Source organism: Stenotrophomonas africana (genome assembly GCF_013004645.1).
Taxonomy (GTDB): Bacteria; Pseudomonadota; Gammaproteobacteria; order Xanthomonadales; family Xanthomonadaceae; genus Stenotrophomonas; species Stenotrophomonas africana.
Map to the genome: position 1 here is coordinate 37,455 of NZ_JABEME010000009.1, position 14,668 is coordinate 52,122.

Below are 14,668 nucleotides of genomic sequence, written 5' to 3' on the forward strand. Positions count from 1 at the left end.
ACACCGCAGCCGAGCATGGGCTCGGCTCTACACGTTGTCGTTACAGCGGCAGGTCGAACACCAGCACTTCAGCGTCGTTGCCGTTTTCCAGGGTCAACTGCGCTTCGTCGCTGACCTGCAGCGCATCACCGGCTTCCAGGGTGATGCCGTTGACCTGCAGCTGGCCACGCGCCACCTGCACATAGGCGCCACGACCGTTGCCAAGCGCATGGTGCAGCTTCTGGCCGCCATCGAGGATGGTGGCGAAGATGCGGGCATCCTGGTGGATGCGCAGCGAACCGTCGGCACCGTCCGGCGAGGCGATCAGGCGCAGCTGGCCGCGCTTGGTCTCCGGCGCGAAATGGGTCTCCTCGTACGACGGCGTGACGTTCTCGGTGTCCGGGAAGATCCAGATCTGCAGGAAGTGCACGGTCTCGTCGGTCGAGTGGTTGAACTCGCTGTGGCTGACGCCGCTGCCGGCGCTCATGCGCTGCACGTCGCCGTAGCGCAGCACCGAACCGGTGCCCATCGAGTCCTTGTGCTCCAGCGCGCCACCCAGCACGTAGGAAATGATTTCCATGTTGCTGTGGCTGTGGGTGCCGAAGCCCTGGCCGCCGATCACCTTGTCTTCGTTGATCACCCGCAGCGGGCCGAAGCTGACGTAGCGCGGGTCGTAGTAGTTGGCGAAGGAGAAGGTGTGGCGCGAGGACAGCCAGCCATGCTCGGCCAGGCCACGGGTAGCGCTCTTGCGGATCTGCAGCATGATGGAATCTCCTTGTTCGATGGTTTCGATGGGGCGGGGTGGGCCGGTAGCCGCTGTGTTTCCCCGTTGCAGAGAAGTATCCGCTTGCGCCCGGGGTTTGAAAAACGGATAGTTTTGACAGCCATCATCGAAAAATTCGAATGCTCAAGCTCAGCCTCGATGCCCTGCAGATCCTGGATGCCATCGACCGCCGCGGCTCGTTCGCCGGCGCCGGCAAGGCCCTGCACAAGGTGCCCTCGACCATCTCGTACACCGTGGCCAAGCTGGAGGAGGACCTGGGCGTACAGCTGTTCGACCGGATCGGCCCGCGTGCCGAGCCGACCGAGGCCGGACGCGCGCTGCTGGACGAGGGGCGGCACCTGCTGCGCGCCGCCCGGGAGCTGGAACTGCGGGTGCGCCGGGTGGCGTCGGGCTGGGAGACCGAACTGACGCTGGCGGTGGACTCGGTGTTCCCGACCTGGTTGCTCGGCCCGGACATCGCCGCGTTTCGTGAGGCGGAGGCGCCGACGCGGCTGCGGCTGATCGGAGAGGCTCTGTCCGGCACCTGGGAGGCCCTGCTGGACCGCCGTGCCGACCTGCTGGTCGGCGCGCCCGGCGAGGGGCCCAGCGGCGGCGGTTATGTGGTCGAGCCGTTGGGCACGGTGGAGTTCGTGTTCGCGGTCGCGCCCGATCATCCGTTGGCCACAGTGCCGGGCGTGCTGGGTCGAGAGCAGCTGGTCGAGCACTGCGCGATCGCGGTCTCTGATTCCGCACGCAGGTTGCTGCCGCGCACGGTCGGCTTGTTGATGGGGCAGGAGATGCTGACGGTGCCGGACATGGCCAGCAAGCTGAAGCTGCAGTGCGAAGGCGTGGGCTTCGGCTTCCTGCCCGAACCGTGCGCGCGCGCTGCGGTGGCGCGTGGCCAGCTGGTGATCCGTGAGGTGGAGGAACACAAACCGGAAGAGACCTTCTGGCTGGCCTGGCGCACCGGCGAGGATGGCGCTGCACTGCGCTGGTGGCGCGAGCGCCTGCGCAGGCCGGAGCTGCTGTCGCAATGGTGGCAGGCAATGGCCAGGGGGTAGGGGTTTGGCAGGGCTGCGCCCTGCACCCGCCGAAGCAACAGCTATGGCCGAAGCAACAGCAACAGCAACAGCTGGTTTCCTGAGGGATGGCGGGGTGGGTCCGGTTGCGGGAGACGCCGTAAACCCCCAGGCCGGCCCAGCCGCTGGCGGCTGTGCGTTCGGGCGCTTGCGAAGCAGTGCTTCGCAAGCAAAGCGCCCTCACCCATGGGGGCTTGGCCGCGGCATCCATGCCGCGGACACTCCCGCAACCGGACCCACCCCGCCTTCGACAGAGTCCCGCTGCTGTTGGTAGGTGTCGACCTTGGTCGACACGGTAGATCCACGCCATGCGTGGATGCTCTTCGATCAATTATCGAAATACTCGAACTCGATGGAGATTCATCCACGCATGGCGTGGATCCATCAGATCGCGGAAATCTGTCAGAGGTGGGGCGGCATGGGCAGGCAGGACCGTTGGCGGCATGGATGCCGCCATCGAGCCCCCATGGATGGGTTTACGGCGTGTCCTGCCTGTCCATGCCGCCCCGCCAACCCACGGAATACCAGCTGTTGCTGTTGCTGTTGCCGTTGCCTTGACTTGAAGCATCTGCAGGTGCAGGGCGCAGCCCTGCCGAAAAACACACATAAAAAAACAGCAGGCCGAGGCCTGCTGTTTCGGTGTAATGGTGCGCCCGGAGAGATTCGAACTCCCGACCGCCTGGTTCGTAGCCAGGTACTCTATCCAACTGAGCTACGGGCGCCAATTACATAAACTTGTTTGTGCTGACTGTGTATGGTGCGCCCGGAGAGATTCGAACTCCCGACCGCCTGGTTCGTAGCCAGGTACTCTATCCAACTGAGCTACGGGCGCGCGGTACACAATCAAATTTTACTGCATTTCCAGCGGCGGATGCTGGAAACCTGTCGAGTGGTGCGCCCGGAGAGATTCGAACTCCCGACCGCCTGGTTCGTAGCCAGGTACTCTATCCAACTGAGCTACGGGCGCCCTGCGACAGGAGCGGAATTATGCGGATGTCGGCGCGTACCGTCAACAGTTTTGTGAAAATTTTCATCCAACTGAATGAAAAAGCTGTCAGCCACGGCATCAGGGGCCTTCAGCCACGCGAAATGATCGGCGCGGGTGCCCAGTTCCTGCGCGGACAGCACGCGCAGCTGCGCGTCCACATTCGGCAGCTTCGCCAGCAGCGTCTGCATCGATCCGGTGGGTGCCAACCAGTCGTGCTCCATCAGCACCGCCTGTGCGCTGCCATGCACGCGTGCCATCTGCGCGTCGAGGTCTTCATCCATGCCGGCCGCGGCGTAGTGGTTGTTCAGGCCCACGCGTGCCCAGTCGGCAATCAGTCCACGCGCTTCGGTGCCACCAAAGCCGAGGCGACGGCCATGCAGCACGCCCTGGCGCTGCGCGATCCACGGCAGGAAGCGGTAGACCAATGGCAGCAGCCAGCCACGCGGTGGCGGGAACCCGCGCCAGAACGGTGAGCCACTGGCGGCCAGCCACAGCCGGTTGAAGTCGTGCGGGTTGCGGCCGGCGTGTACACAGGCCAGCTGCCCACCGAGGCTGTGTCCACCGATGACCCAGGGCAGGGCGCCGGCGTCGTCATCTGCTGCGGCCAGTACCGCCTGGCTGGTCGGCAGATCCTGTTCGAGTACCTCGCGATAGCCCCAATCCTGCGTGCGTGACGGACGCAGCGAACTGCTGCCATTGCCTCGCCACTCATGCAGGTAGACCGCCACCCCCTTCGCCGCCAGCGCCAACGCCAGTGGCAGGTAGTGACGTGCGGCCACGCCCAGCGCAGGCAACCACAGCAGGCGCGCGATGGGCTGTGCAGGCACGCAGGCGATCACTTCGTAGCGATGGCCATCAGCGCACTGCATGGCGAGGACGTCCGGTGTGAGGCTCATGCGTGTGGTGCCGCGCCGAAGTGATCCAGCACCAGCACCTCGCTGCGGCCGGGGGCATAGCCCTGCTGCAGGCCGCGTGCAACGTAGTCGATACCGGCTTCGCAGGCGTTGGCCAGGCTCAGGCCATTGCACAACTGCGCGGCGATGGCCGAGGCCAGCGTGCAGCCGGTGCCATGTGCGTCCAGCGGCAGGCGGGCATGGATGAACTCTTCGCTGCTCACGCCGTCGAAATAACGATCGATCACGCGGTTGCCCTCATGCAGGTGGCCACCTTTCAGCAGCACCGCACCGGCCCCCAGGTCGAGCAGGGCGGAGGCGGCCTGTTCTGCGTCTTCACCGTTGCTGATCTTCCGGCCGACCAGCAGTTCCGCTTCCGGCGTATTGGGGGTGATCAGCGTGGCCAGCGGGATCAGGCGCTCACGCATGGCCTTGAGCGCACTTTCCTCCAGCAGGCGTGCGCCGCTGGTGGCGACCATCACCGGGTCCAGTACCACGTGCGGCGGGCGATGCTTTTCCAGTGCATCGGCGACGGCATGGATCACTTCGGCGTTGGCCAGCATGCCGAGTTTCACCGCATGGATGTCGAAGTCGTCGAAGCAGGCATCCAGCTGCGCGCGGAGGAACTCGATGGGGGGCACGTGCACGGCAATGACGCCGCGGGTGTTCTGCGCGGTCAGTGCAGCAATCGCCGAGAGGCCGTGCACACGGTGCGCGGCGAAGGCCTTCAGGTCGGCCTGGATGCCGGCGCCACCGCCGGAGTCGGAGCCGGCGATGGTGAGGGCGGAAACGGGAGTGGTCGGGCTCATCAGTTGATTGTGCCGTGGTCCCGGAGGGGAAGGTAGATCCACGCCATGCGTGGATGTCCTTGATTCAATGCCGCCAACGCGCCCACTGCTGGTACAGCACATAACCCAGCCCGGTCAGGCCGGTCAGCAGGGCCGGGGCGAGCAGGGCGTCGTACTGCCAGCGCATGAACAACCAGGCGCCGATGATGCCGCCGGCGAGGAAGCCGCTGATGATCAGGCCGCTGAGGGTCAGCCGTCGTACCTGCAGCGGCAACCCGCGCAGCAGGTGGCCCAGGCCGATGCCGAGGTCGGTGAACATGCCGCTGAGGTGTGTGGTGCGCACCACCGCGCCACTGAAGGTGGTGGCCATCGCGTTCTGCAGGCCGCAGGCCATGGCGGCGGCCAGCGCGCCCCAGATCTGGTGTTGTTCGAACAGTGGAATGGCGACCAGCAGCAGCGCCGATTCCAGTGCCAGCGCCACGCCGTAGCGCCGGCCCAGCTGCAGGGTGCTGTCCTGGATCAGCAGGCCGCTGAGCATCGCGCCCAGCGAGAACGCGATCAGCAGCCCCCACAGGTGGCCGACCGCGCGCCAGTCACCCTGGGCCAGTGCCATGCCGAGCTGGCTGGTGCTGCCGGTCATGTGGCTGACCGCCTGGTGTTCGAAACCGAGGAAGCCGACCACGTTGACCATACCGGCTACGCACGAGAGCGCGACCGCGCCGATCCAGACCCAGGTGGGCAGGCGTATTCCCATCGGCGGGGCCCCTCAGGGCCCGCCGAAGCCGCCGTTGAACTGCAGCTCGCTGAAGGTGTTGCTGGCCGGGTCGAACACCGCGCCCCAGAACTGCGTGCCACCGTCACAGACGCGGATCGCTTCCCGTGCCGGATTGATGCCGCTGTCGTCGGGCAGGTGGAAGGCGTTGATGTAGATCAGCCGCTTGCCGGCGCTTTCAATGCCGACGTACTGGCGGTCGAAGTCCAGCACTTTCGGCACCTGGGCCTCCAGCGACGACAGCTGCGCTTCCAGCTGGTCGATCTGCTGCCGGCTGGGCGCCCAGTAGCCGCTGACCCGCCCGGCCTCGCGGCCGGGGCTGGCGCGCGAGCAGGTGTCGAGCACCTGTGCGGCGATGATCGGGCGGGTGACCACCCAGGACTGGCCGGTACGCTCGGCGGTCGGCACGCTGGCCGGGCCGCGCGTGGTGGTGCAGGCGCCGAGCACGGCTGCGAGGGTGATCGCAGCCGTGGGCAGCAGCAGGCGGGTGCGGCGGTTCACAACACCTCCGAAGCGTAGTCGGCCAGGCGCGAGCGCTCGCCACGGCGCAGGGTGATGTGTGCGCTGTGCGGCCAGTTCTTGAAGCGATCCACCGCGTAGGTCAGGCCCGAGGTGGTCTCGGTCAGGTAGGGCGTGTCGATCTGTTCGACGTTGCCCAGGCAGACGATCTTGGTGCCGGGGCCGGCACGGGTGATCAGCGTCTTCATCTGCTTGGGGGTGAGGTTCTGCGCCTCGTCCAGGATCAGGTAGCGTGACAGGAAGGTGCGGCCGCGCATGAAGTTCATCGAGCGGATCTTGATGCGGCTGGCCAGCAGGTCATTGGTGGCCTGGCGGCCCCAGGTGCCGCCTTCCTGATTGTGCGTGAGCACTTCCAGGTTGTCGGTCAGCGCGCCCATCCACGGCGTCATCTTCTCTTCCTCGGTGCCGGGCAGGAAACCGATGTCCTCGCCGACGCTGACCGTGGCGCGGGTCATGATGATCTCGCGGTAGCGCTGCTGGTCCATCGTCTGCGCCAGGCCGGCAGCCAGCGCCAGCAGGGTCTTGCCGGTGCCCGCGGTGCCCAGCAGCGTCACGAAGTCGATCTCCGGGTCCATCAGTGCATTGAGCGCGAAGTTCTGCTCGCGGTTGCGGGCGCTGATGCCCCACACGGCGTGGCTGCCGTGGCGGAAATCATCGACCAGCGACAGCACCACCTTGCCGTCGCCGACCACGCGGCTGACGCGTAGCTCGACCTCGTCTTCGCCCGGCAGGTAGACGTACTGGTTCGGGTACCACTCCTCGCCATCCTGCGCGAGGATTTCGTAATGCGTGCGGCCCTTGTCGCTCCAGCTGCGCAGGTCGTCGCCGTGGCGCTTCCAGAAGTCTTCCGGCAGCTCGGTGGCGCCGGTGTAGAGCAGGCTGAAATCGTCCAGCGCGCGGTCGTTCTCGTAGTCCTCGGACACGATGCCGGCGATGGCGGCCTTGATCCGCAGGTTGATGTCCTTGGAAACGAACACCACCGGCAGGTCCGGGGTTTCTTCCTTCAGCGCCAGGATCGCGCCGAGGATGGCATTGTCGGGAATGACCTTGCCAAAGCTCTTGCCCGCGTCGAAATGGCTGGTCTGGAAGCGCAGCTTGCCGGCGCTCTGCTTGCCGCGCAGCTGCAGGCCATTGGGGCGCTGCAGCGGAATGCCGTCGGCCAGGTTGTCCAGGCCGGATTCCTGCACCAGCTCATTGAGGAAGCGGCTCACCTGGCGGGCGTTGCGGCTCGCCTCGGAGGTGCCCTTCTTGCCGTTGTCCAGCTCCTCGATCACCTGCATGGGCAGGTAAACGTCGTGCTCCTCGAATTTGAACAGCGCGGTGGGATCGTGCATCAGCACGTTGGTATCCAGCACGTAGATGCGCTTGCCTCGGGTCATCGTCGATTCCTGGTTACGGACAGGGAAAAACCACCACGGCCTGCTGCGGGGCAGGGTGATGGCAGACACAGTAGGCAGTGGGACTCACTTGGACTGGGAGGCCTTCAGTTCGGCGAGAACGGCATCGGCATGGCCGGCAACCTTGACCTTGCGCCAGGACTGCACGATGCGGCTGTCGGGGGAAATCAGGAAGGTGCTGCGTTCGATGCCACGTACCTGCTTGCCGTACATGTTCTTCATCTTGATCACGTCGAAGGCGCTGCACAGCGCTTCGTCGCCATCGCTGACCAGCGGGAAGTTGAAGCCCTGCTTGGCACAGAAGTTGTCGTGCGACTTCACCGAGTCGCGCGAGACACCGAGTACCACCGCGCCTGCCTTCTTGAACTTCGGCAGCAGTGCGTTGAAGTCGATGCCTTCGGTGGTGCAGCCGGGGGTGCTGTCCTTGGGATAGAAGTACAGCACCAGCCAGTGGCCGGCGTAGTCGCCGAGAGTGGCCTGTTCGCCACCGGACAGTGCCAGCGGCAGGGAGAGGGTGGTGCTGTCCAGGGTATCGCCGTTGTTCATGAGGTCCTTCTGTCGAGCCTGGGTTCTTTCTACGACAATTGCATGAAACGCCACGCGCCCGTGAGAGGCGCGCGAAGAATCAGAATTTCATCGGGTCCATGATCGCGTCCAGGTTCAGGTGGTCGCAGAATTCAAGGAAGTCGTCGCGCAGCGCGGCGATGTGCATGTTGGCCGGCACGCCGATGGTGACCTGCGCGCTGAACATCTCCGCACCGGTCTGCATGGCGCGGTAGCGCGTGCTCTGCAGGTTCTCGATGGTGATGCCCTGGCGATCGAAGAAATCGGCCAGCTGGAACAGGATGCCCGGCTTGTCGGCGGCGATCACCTCGACGATGTACGGCAGCAGGTTGGACTGCGCCTGCTTGGCGGCGGTGCGGTACCAGACCAGCTTCAGGCCTTCCTCGCGCTCCAGCCGGGTCAGCATCGCCTCCAGCTTGGCCACCGAGTCCCACGAGCCGGTGGCCAGGGCGGTGACCGACACATCGCGGCCGACCGTGGCCAGGCGTGCGTCCACCAGATTGCAGCCGCTGTCGGCGATGCGGCGGGTGACGGACAGCAGGGGGGACTCCGGATGCGTCGTGTAGGCGTTGATCAGGAGGTGGTTTTCGCTCGGCGCGGGGCGCGGGGTGGTGTCGGTCAAGGCGATTCCGGGTAATGCATGCGTTAGTCTGAATGCCCGCCAGAGGCGGGGATCCACCGGTGTCCAGCATACTTGCCCGTGCTTTCGCGCCGCAAGTAACATTCAGGTCACCCCCGGCCTTTCGTGGCGGGCGTTTTCCCTTCCCAGCCAAGAGCAGCACGTCCTTGTCCCTTTCCGGCCTCATCACCGCGCTGGCGACCCCGTTCCGGGCCGACGGCGCCCTCGATCCCGACGGTTGGCAGCGCCTGCTGCACCTGCAACTGGAAGGTGGCGTCCATGGCGTTGTCGTTGCCGGCTCGACCGGCGAAGCGGCAACCCTCACCGATGCCGAGTACGACCTGCTGCTGGCCAGCGCGGTCGAGCGCATCGGCGGCCGCATCCCGGTCATGGCCGGCACCGGCCTGTCCGGTACCGCCAAAACCATTGAACAGACCCGCCGTGCCGCTGCGCTCGGCGCCAGCCATGCGCTGGTGGTCACCCCGCCGTACGTGCGGCCGACCCAGGCCGGCCTGATCGCCCACTACCGCGCGGTCGCCGACCAGGGCGGGTTGCCGGTCGTGCTGTACAACGTGCCAGGCCGTACTGGTTGCGACATGCAGCCGGACACCGTGGCCGAACTGGCCAGCCACCCCAACATCGTCGGCATCAAGGAGGCGGTGGGCGACACCGGCCGGGTGCAGGCGCTGCTCGCCCTGCGCAGCCCGCAGTTCGCCGTGCTCAGCGGCGACGACGGTACGGCCGCGCGTTCGATCCGGGCCGGTATCGACGGCCTGATCTCGGTCGGCTCCAACGTGCTGCCCGGCGCCTACCGCCGGATGTGCGAGCTTGCCGCCGCCCACGATCACGAGGCCACCGAGTCCTGGGATGCGCGCCTGCAGCCGTTCCATGAATTCTGCGGCGTTGAACCGAACCCGATCCCGGTCAAGGCGCTGCTGCGCCGTATCGGCATCGGCCACGATCTGCGCCTGCCGCTGCTGCCACTGTCGGCGCCGCACCACGCGGCCGCCGACCACCTTGCCGGCGACATCGCCGCCCTCGAAGCCCTTTCCAGCCACTGACCTCTCGTCTTGGTCTGACCCAGGAGATTCACATGCGTCAATCCGTTTCCACTGTCCGCGTGCTGTCCTACGCCCTGCTTGCGGTGGCCGTTGCCGCCGGCACCACCGGCTGCTTCAAGCGTGGCGTCAAGGGCGACTACGCCCTGGCCCCGGAAATGCGTCCGCTGGAAGTGCCGCCGGACCTGAACCTGCCGACCACCACCGGTGACAACAAGGTGCCGACGCTGGCGTCGGCGACCAAGCCGGCAGCCCCGGTGGCCGCGGCCCCGGCCGTGGGCAACACCGGTTTCACCATCGCCGGTGGCAAAGATGAAGCTTTCGCCAAGGTTGGTACCGCGCTGGAAGGCGTGGAAGGCGTGACCATCGCCAGCCGCGCGCAGCTGCTGGGCTCGTACGATGTGGCCTACGAAGGCAGCAACTTCCTGGTCCGCGTGGTCGCCGTCGATGCTGGCGCCTACATCTCCGCGGTCGATCCGCGTGGCCTGCCGGCCACCGCCGAAGCGCCGGTGAAGCTGATCGCCGCGCTGAAGGCGAAGCTGGCCCAGTAAGAGCCGGTCGGGTGGGTGCGGCCCAGGTCCGCACCTGCCCGGGTAGAGGCCGATCTTGGTCGGCGCTTCTGTGCCAACCAAGGTTGGCACCTACCGGATCGAAAGGTTGGCACCTACCGGATCGCAAGGTTGGCATACCGGATCTTGCGGTTGGCGTTTACCGGAAAACAGAAAAGGGCGCCCGTGGGCGCCCTTTTCGTTACCGCCGCGGGCGCTTCTCAGCGCTCCAGCAGCTTCAGCTTGTCCGGCTTGCCGTCCCATTCGCCGGCGTCGGCGGGTGGGTCCTTGCGCACGGTCAGCACCGGCCACTCCTTCGCCAGCTCGGCGTTGAGGGCGACGAAGCTTTCCTGGCCGGCAGGAACATCGTCCTCCGGGAAGATCGCGTTGACCGGGCACTCCGGTTCGCAGAGGGTGCAGTCGATGCACTCATCCGGGTCGATCACCAGGAAGTTCGGGCCTTCGTGGAAGCAATCCACGGGGCACACTTCCACGCAATCGGTGTGTTTGCACTTGATGCAGTTTTCGGTGACGACAAAGGGCATGGGCTGGGGGTGGATCGATTCCTGAACCCGCCAATTCTAGAACAGGTTGGCCCCCGGTGTCGGCGCGGGACGGAAATCGGGCGTCTGGCAGGCGCGGCCGTGGCGGCCATTGGCGGCGGGGTGAGGCCTGTGCGACGCTGCGGGTCAGCCGGCTGCGTCGGATGGCCGGACCTCTTCCCAGCAGGATCGTCCATGTCCCAAGCCCAGCCCGGTACCGCCTCCCGCAGCGGTGAGAACACGGCGTTCATCGTCCTGATCAGCTGCGTGGCCACCCTGGGTGGGTTCCTGTTCGGCTTCGACAGTGGTGTCATCAATGGCACGGTCGATGGCCTTCGCCAAGCCTTCAACTCCAGTGAGGCGGCGCTCGGTTTCGAAGTCGCCTCGATGCTGCTGGGCTGCGCGATCGGTGCCTTCCTGGCCGGTTGGCTGGGAGATCGTCTGGGCCGTCGTGGCGTGCTGATCGCCTCGGCACTGATGTTCCTGGTCTCGGCGCTGGGTGCCGGTGCCGCTCACGCCTCCTGGCTGTTCATTGCCGCACGCGTGCTCGGCGGCTTCGCGGTGGGCGCGGCCAGTGTGATGTCGCCGGCCTACATTGCCGAAGTGGCCTCGGCGCGCTATCGCGGGCGCTTGGCCACGGTGCAGCAGATGGCGATCATCTGCGGCCTGTTCGCAGCTTTCCTCAGCAATTACCTGCTGGCCCGTGCCGCCGGCGCGTCGACCGAGCCGCTATGGCTGGGCCATGAGGCCTGGCGCTGGATGTTCTGGATGCAGGCACTGCCGTCGGGGCTGTTCCTGCTGTTGTTGCTGGTGATTCCGGAAAGCCCACGCTTCCTGGTCCTGAAGGGGCGTCAGCAGCAGGCGAGGGCGGTACTGTCGCGGCTGTACGGCGAGGCCTCAGCGGCGGCCAAGCAGGCCGAGATCGAAGCCAGTCTGGCCCAGGACCAGCACAAGCCGCGCTTCGGCGACCTGCTCAACAAGGCCACCGGCAGGCTGCGTCCGATCCTGTGGGTGGGCATCGGTCTGGCCATGTTCCAGCAGCTGGTCGGCATCAATGTGGTGTTCTACTACGGCGCAGTGCTGTGGCAGGCGGTGGGCTTCTCGGAAAGCGACGCACTGCTGATCAACGTGCTGTCCGGCGCGCTGAGCATCGGTGCCTGCCTGCTGACGGTGCTGCTGATCGACCGCATCGGGCGCAAGCCGTTGCTGTGGATCGGCTCGGTCGGCATGTCGGTGGCGCTGGTGTTGATGGTGGTTGCCTTCGCCAGTGGCAGCCTGGCCGACGGCCGACTGCAGTTGTCCGACGGTATGGGTCGACTGGCGCTGGTCGCGGCCAATGTCTACGTGGTGTTCTTCAACATGTCCTGGGGCCCGGTGATGTGGGTGATGCTGGGCGAGATGTTCCCCAACCAGATCCGCGGCCCGGCGTTGGCCGTTGCCGGCGCGGCGCAGTGGACATCGAATTTCGCGATCACCGTGACCTTCCCGATGCTGCTGGCCGGCATTGGCCTGGCCGGCGCCTATGGCATCTACGCGGTCGCGGCGATCCTCTCGATCGTCTTCGTGGTCCGCTGCGTGCGCGAGACCAAGGGCAAGGAGCTGGAGCAGATGGAAGGCTGACGGCGACTGGCTTCGGTTGCGTTCCGTTGGCGCCTGCTTGTCCAGAGTGTGAGGGGGCAGGCCGCCCTCTCCAGGACACGCAAGAGCCCATCCATGGTGCTCGATGGCGCCTTGCTCGCGTGCGCTGTCCTGCGCACTCGGCAAGACCAGGCTTGGGCTCCTGCCCAACCCGTCGGGCGCATGCGCCCAACCCATGGCGCCAACGGTCCTGGAGAGGGCGGCCTGCCCCCTCCTGACAGTTTCATGGTGCGTGCGGATGCGGCGAAGCGATGGTCGGTTGTTGCCGCAGCTGGCGGGAAACCGTCCAGAGTCGGTGGGGTCACCCAGGGCAGGACCGTTGGCGCCAAGGAAGGCGCCATCGAGCCCCCATGGATGGGTTCACGGCGTGTCCTGCCCTGGGTGACCCCCCCCGGCTCGAGCCGATTGCAGGGAGGCGCCAAAGCGACCAACCCGACCGCAATCACTGCAATCCCGGAAAACAGAAAAGCCCGCACAAGGCGGGCTTTTTCGGTTCCTGCTGCGGCGACTGGCGCTCCCTAGGGGACTCGAACCCCTGTTTTAGCCTTGAGAGGGCCACGTCCTAACCACTAGACGAAGGGAGCGTAACTGTGTCGCTGCCGAGGCAGGAGCGCTAGTATATGCACCTCGATGCCATTGGGCAATCCCGAAACTTCAACCGGAAGCGCCAACATCATTTCCTCTGCTACATCACCGTTCAGCCTGCGCGTCATCCCGCGCGACCAGCACACGATCTCCCGCAAGGACATCAGCCCGAACGCCCTGCGCGTGCTTTATCGCCTGCGCGATGCAGGCTTCGGCGCCTATCTTGTCGGCGGCGCGGTGCGCGACCTGCTGGTCAATGGCCAACCCAAGGATTTCGACGTGGCTACCGACGCCACGCCCGAACAGGTCAAGCAGCTGTTCCGCAACTGCCGCCTGATCGGCCGCCGCTTCCGCCTCGCCCACGTTGTGTTCGGCCGCGAGATCATCGAAGTCGCCACCTTCCGCGCCAACAGCGATGACGGCAGCGGTGACCGCGAGATGGAAAACGGCATGCTCGTGCGCGACAACGTGTACGGCACCATCGAAGACGACGCCATCCGCCGCGATTTCACCTGCAACGCCCTGTACTACGCCATCGAGGACTTCTCGGTACGTGACTACACCGGCGGCTTCGAAGACGTGCAGGCGCGCCTGATGAAGCTCATCGGCGACCCGGTGCAGCGCTACCAGGAAGACCCGGTGCGCATGCTGCGTGCGGTGCGCCTGGCGGCCAAGCTCGGCTTCCAGATCGAAGAGGGCACCGCCGCGCCGATCCCGCACCTGGCCGGCCTGCTCAACGAAGCGGCGCCGGCACGCCTGTTCGAGGAAGTGCTGAAGCTGTTCCTGTCCGGGCACGGCGTGGCCAGCTTCGAAGGCCTGGAGCGCTACGGCCTGCTCGACGTGCTGTTCCCGGAAAGCGCCAAGGCGCTGAAGTCCAACCGCACTGGCGCGCTGCGCCGCATGCTGGTCGAGGGTCTGGCCAACACCGATGCGCGCGTGGCCAACGACGAGCCGGTCTCGCCGGCGTTCCTGTTCGCGCTGCTGCTGTGGCCGGCGTTCTGCCGCGCGCAGGCGACCCTGCTCAAGCAGGGCGTGGCACCGGAGGAAGCGCAGCGCCGTGCCGCCGACCGCGTCACCGTGCAGCAGCTGAGCACCATCGCGCTGCCGCGCCGTTTCTCGCTGCCGATGCAGGAGATCTGGCTGCTGCAGTCGCGTTTCGGCTCACGCCAGCGCAAGCGCGTATTCCGCACCCTGACCCATCCGCGTTTCCGTGCTGCATTCGACTTCCTCAGCCTGCGTCAGGTGGCCTCGGCCGAGCACGCCGCCGATGTCGAGTTCTGGCGCGAGGCACAGGCGCAGTCCGGCCGCGAGCTGGAATCGTCGCTGGACGTGATGCACAGCGAAGAGGGTGATGACGAGAGCGGGGCACCGCGCAAGCGCCGCCGTCGCCGCCGTCGTCCGGGCGCCCCGGCCGGTGCGGCTGGCGAGTAAACGATGACCCTTGCCTGGATCGGCCTCGGCGCCAACCTTGGCGACGCGGCCGCCACCGTCGGCGCGGCGATTGCCGCGCTCGACGGGCTGCCCGGTACCCGCCTGCGCCAGGCCTCGAGGCTGTACGCCACGCCGGCCTGGGGCAATGAAGACCAGCCGCCGTTCGTCAACGCGGTGGCTGCGGTCGACACCACGTTGCCGGCCGACACGCTGCTGCAGGCGATGCTGGCGCTGGAGCAGCGCTTTGGTCGCGTGCGCGACCCGGCGGTGCACTGGGGCCCGCGCGCGCTGGACCTGGACCTGCTGCTGTATGGCGCGCAGGTGCTCGACCAGCCCGGTCTGCAGGTGCCGCATCCTTACCTGCACGAGCGTGCCTTCGTGTTGGTGCCGCTGGCCGAAATCGCGCCGGATCTGGCCATTCCCGGCCATGGTCGCGTGCGGGATGCAGTGGTGCGGGTGGATGCCTGCGGGATCGCGCCGATAGGGTGATAATGCCCGGGTTATC

Annotated in this window: 15 protein-coding genes and 4 tRNA genes; 6 read left to right on the top strand and 13 right to left on the bottom strand. The window is 66.5% G+C overall.

Annotation, left to right across the window (positions count from 1 at the left end; translation table 11 throughout):
- Positions 1 to 40 precede the first annotated feature (40 nt).
- Complete coding sequence (locus HLA98_RS15585; protein WP_057501249.1) at positions 41 to 742, bottom strand: pirin family protein; 702 nt, start codon at positions 740 to 742, stop codon at positions 41 to 43.
- 140 nt (positions 743 to 882) lie between these two features.
- Between HLA98_RS15585 and HLA98_RS15590 the strand changes: the two genes are divergently transcribed.
- Positions 883 to 1,803, top strand: coding sequence for a LysR family transcriptional regulator (locus tag HLA98_RS15590; RefSeq protein ID WP_057501248.1), 921 nt, complete (start codon positions 883 to 885; stop codon positions 1,801 to 1,803).
- A 663-nt stretch (positions 1,804 to 2,466) separates the two neighbouring features.
- Here HLA98_RS15590 and HLA98_RS15595 read toward each other — a convergent pair.
- The 10 genes from HLA98_RS15595 to HLA98_RS15640 form a co-directional block, all read right to left on the bottom strand.
- Positions 2,467 to 2,543: transfer RNA gene (locus tag HLA98_RS15595), tRNA-Arg, on the bottom strand.
- A gap of 33 nt (positions 2,544 to 2,576) precedes the next feature.
- Positions 2,577 to 2,653 (bottom strand) — tRNA-Arg (locus HLA98_RS15600).
- 58 nt (positions 2,654 to 2,711) lie between these two features.
- Positions 2,712 to 2,788 (bottom strand) — tRNA-Arg (locus tag HLA98_RS15605).
- The gene (locus HLA98_RS15610; RefSeq protein WP_080392889.1) at positions 2,779 to 3,705 is read right to left on the bottom strand and encodes an alpha/beta hydrolase family protein; all 927 of its coding nucleotides are present in this window, start codon (positions 3,703 to 3,705) and stop codon (positions 2,779 to 2,781) included. The genes HLA98_RS15605 and HLA98_RS15610 overlap by 10 nt, the downstream gene beginning before the upstream one ends.
- Entirely contained in the window at positions 3,702 to 4,511 is an 810-nt protein-coding gene (thiD, locus tag HLA98_RS15615; protein WP_057500706.1) for a bifunctional hydroxymethylpyrimidine kinase/phosphomethylpyrimidine kinase, read from the bottom strand. The genes HLA98_RS15610 and thiD overlap by 4 nt, the downstream gene beginning before the upstream one ends.
- A 64-nt stretch (positions 4,512 to 4,575) precedes the next feature.
- Entirely contained in the window at positions 4,576 to 5,244 is a 669-nt protein-coding gene (locus HLA98_RS15620) for a YoaK family protein (RefSeq protein WP_010484284.1), read from the bottom strand.
- A gap of 12 nt (positions 5,245 to 5,256) precedes the next feature.
- Positions 5,257 to 5,763: a hypothetical protein gene (locus HLA98_RS15625; RefSeq protein ID WP_057500707.1), complete on the bottom strand. Its 507-nt coding sequence runs from the start codon at positions 5,761 to 5,763 to the stop codon at positions 5,257 to 5,259.
- Complete coding sequence (locus HLA98_RS15630; protein ID WP_010484287.1) at positions 5,760 to 7,160, bottom strand: PhoH family protein; 1,401 nt, start codon at positions 7,158 to 7,160, stop codon at positions 5,760 to 5,762. Before HLA98_RS15630 ends, HLA98_RS15625 begins: the two co-directional genes overlap by 4 nt.
- 84 nt (positions 7,161 to 7,244) lie before the next feature.
- Positions 7,245 to 7,724 (bottom strand): peroxiredoxin, encoded by a 480-nt coding sequence (locus HLA98_RS15635; RefSeq protein WP_049445310.1) that lies wholly within the window; start codon positions 7,722 to 7,724, stop codon positions 7,245 to 7,247.
- Between the two features lie 79 nt (positions 7,725 to 7,803).
- Positions 7,804 to 8,364, bottom strand: a complete 561-nt coding sequence (locus HLA98_RS15640) for a glycine cleavage system transcriptional repressor (protein WP_005409051.1) — start codon at positions 8,362 to 8,364, stop codon at positions 7,804 to 7,806.
- Between the two features lie 164 nt (positions 8,365 to 8,528).
- Between HLA98_RS15640 and dapA the strand changes: the two genes are divergently transcribed.
- Together dapA and HLA98_RS15650 are read left to right on the top strand one after the other, a co-directional pair.
- Positions 8,529 to 9,422, top strand: a complete 894-nt coding sequence (dapA, locus tag HLA98_RS15645; RefSeq protein ID WP_049445307.1) for a 4-hydroxy-tetrahydrodipicolinate synthase — start codon at positions 8,529 to 8,531, stop codon at positions 9,420 to 9,422.
- 32 nt (positions 9,423 to 9,454) lie between these two features.
- Positions 9,455 to 9,970 carry a hypothetical protein gene (locus tag HLA98_RS15650; protein ID WP_049410369.1) on the top strand — a complete coding sequence of 172 codons (516 nt, stop codon included), beginning with the start codon at positions 9,455 to 9,457 and terminating at the stop codon, positions 9,968 to 9,970.
- A 218-nt stretch (positions 9,971 to 10,188) separates the two neighbouring features.
- On the opposite strand, the gene fdxA is transcribed toward HLA98_RS15650, so the two are convergent.
- Positions 10,189 to 10,512: a ferredoxin FdxA gene (gene fdxA / locus HLA98_RS15655; RefSeq protein WP_004153066.1), complete on the bottom strand. Its 324-nt coding sequence runs from the start codon at positions 10,510 to 10,512 to the stop codon at positions 10,189 to 10,191.
- Positions 10,513 to 10,704: 192 nt separating this feature from the next.
- Between fdxA and HLA98_RS15660 the strand changes: the two genes are divergently transcribed.
- Positions 10,705 to 12,129: a sugar porter family MFS transporter gene (locus tag HLA98_RS15660; protein WP_057500708.1), complete on the top strand. Its 1,425-nt coding sequence runs from the start codon at positions 10,705 to 10,707 to the stop codon at positions 12,127 to 12,129.
- Positions 12,130 to 12,656: 527 nt separating this feature from the next.
- On the opposite strand, the gene HLA98_RS15665 is transcribed toward HLA98_RS15660, so the two are convergent.
- Positions 12,657 to 12,731, bottom strand: a tRNA-Glu gene (locus HLA98_RS15665).
- A gap of 52 nt (positions 12,732 to 12,783) precedes the next feature.
- Between HLA98_RS15665 and pcnB the strand changes: the two genes are divergently transcribed.
- Both pcnB and folK read left to right on the top strand, forming a co-directional pair.
- Complete coding sequence (gene pcnB / locus HLA98_RS15670) at positions 12,784 to 14,163, top strand: polynucleotide adenylyltransferase PcnB (protein WP_057500709.1); 1,380 nt, start codon at positions 12,784 to 12,786, stop codon at positions 14,161 to 14,163.
- Between the two features lie 3 nt (positions 14,164 to 14,166).
- The gene (folK, locus tag HLA98_RS15675; RefSeq protein ID WP_057500710.1) at positions 14,167 to 14,652 is read left to right on the top strand and encodes a 2-amino-4-hydroxy-6-hydroxymethyldihydropteridine diphosphokinase; all 486 of its coding nucleotides are present in this window, start codon (positions 14,167 to 14,169) and stop codon (positions 14,650 to 14,652) included.
- The last annotated feature ends 16 nt before the right edge of the window (positions 14,653 to 14,668 follow it).

What these genes read in the sequence shown, in the direction of transcription:
- HLA98_RS15630 (WP_010484287.1), bottom strand. Translation starts at nt 7,160, where the DNA reads ATGACCCGAGGCAAGCGCATCTACGTGCTGGATACCAACGTGCTGATG.
- HLA98_RS15585 (WP_057501249.1), bottom strand. Translation starts at nt 742, where the DNA reads ATGCTGCAGATCCGCAAGAGCGCTACCCGTGGCCTGGCCGAGCATGGC.
- HLA98_RS15660 (WP_057500708.1), top strand. Translation starts at nt 10,705, where the DNA reads ATGTCCCAAGCCCAGCCCGGTACCGCCTCCCGCAGCGGTGAGAACACG.
- HLA98_RS15635 (WP_049445310.1), bottom strand. Translation starts at nt 7,724, where the DNA reads ATGAACAACGGCGATACCCTGGACAGCACCACCCTCTCCCTGCCGCTG.
- HLA98_RS15620 (WP_010484284.1), bottom strand. Translation starts at nt 5,244, where the DNA reads ATGGGAATACGCCTGCCCACCTGGGTCTGGATCGGCGCGGTCGCGCTC.
- fdxA (WP_004153066.1), bottom strand. Translation starts at nt 10,512, where the DNA reads ATGCCCTTTGTCGTCACCGAAAACTGCATCAAGTGCAAACACACCGAT.
- HLA98_RS15590 (WP_057501248.1), top strand. Translation starts at nt 883, where the DNA reads ATGCTCAAGCTCAGCCTCGATGCCCTGCAGATCCTGGATGCCATCGAC.
- thiD (WP_057500706.1), bottom strand. Translation starts at nt 4,511, where the DNA reads ATGAGCCCGACCACTCCCGTTTCCGCCCTCACCATCGCCGGCTCCGAC.
- HLA98_RS15650 (WP_049410369.1), top strand. Translation starts at nt 9,455, where the DNA reads ATGCGTCAATCCGTTTCCACTGTCCGCGTGCTGTCCTACGCCCTGCTT.
- HLA98_RS15610 (WP_080392889.1), bottom strand. Translation starts at nt 3,705, where the DNA reads ATGAGCCTCACACCGGACGTCCTCGCCATGCAGTGCGCTGATGGCCAT.
- folK (WP_057500710.1), top strand. Translation starts at nt 14,167, where the DNA reads ATGACCCTTGCCTGGATCGGCCTCGGCGCCAACCTTGGCGACGCGGCC.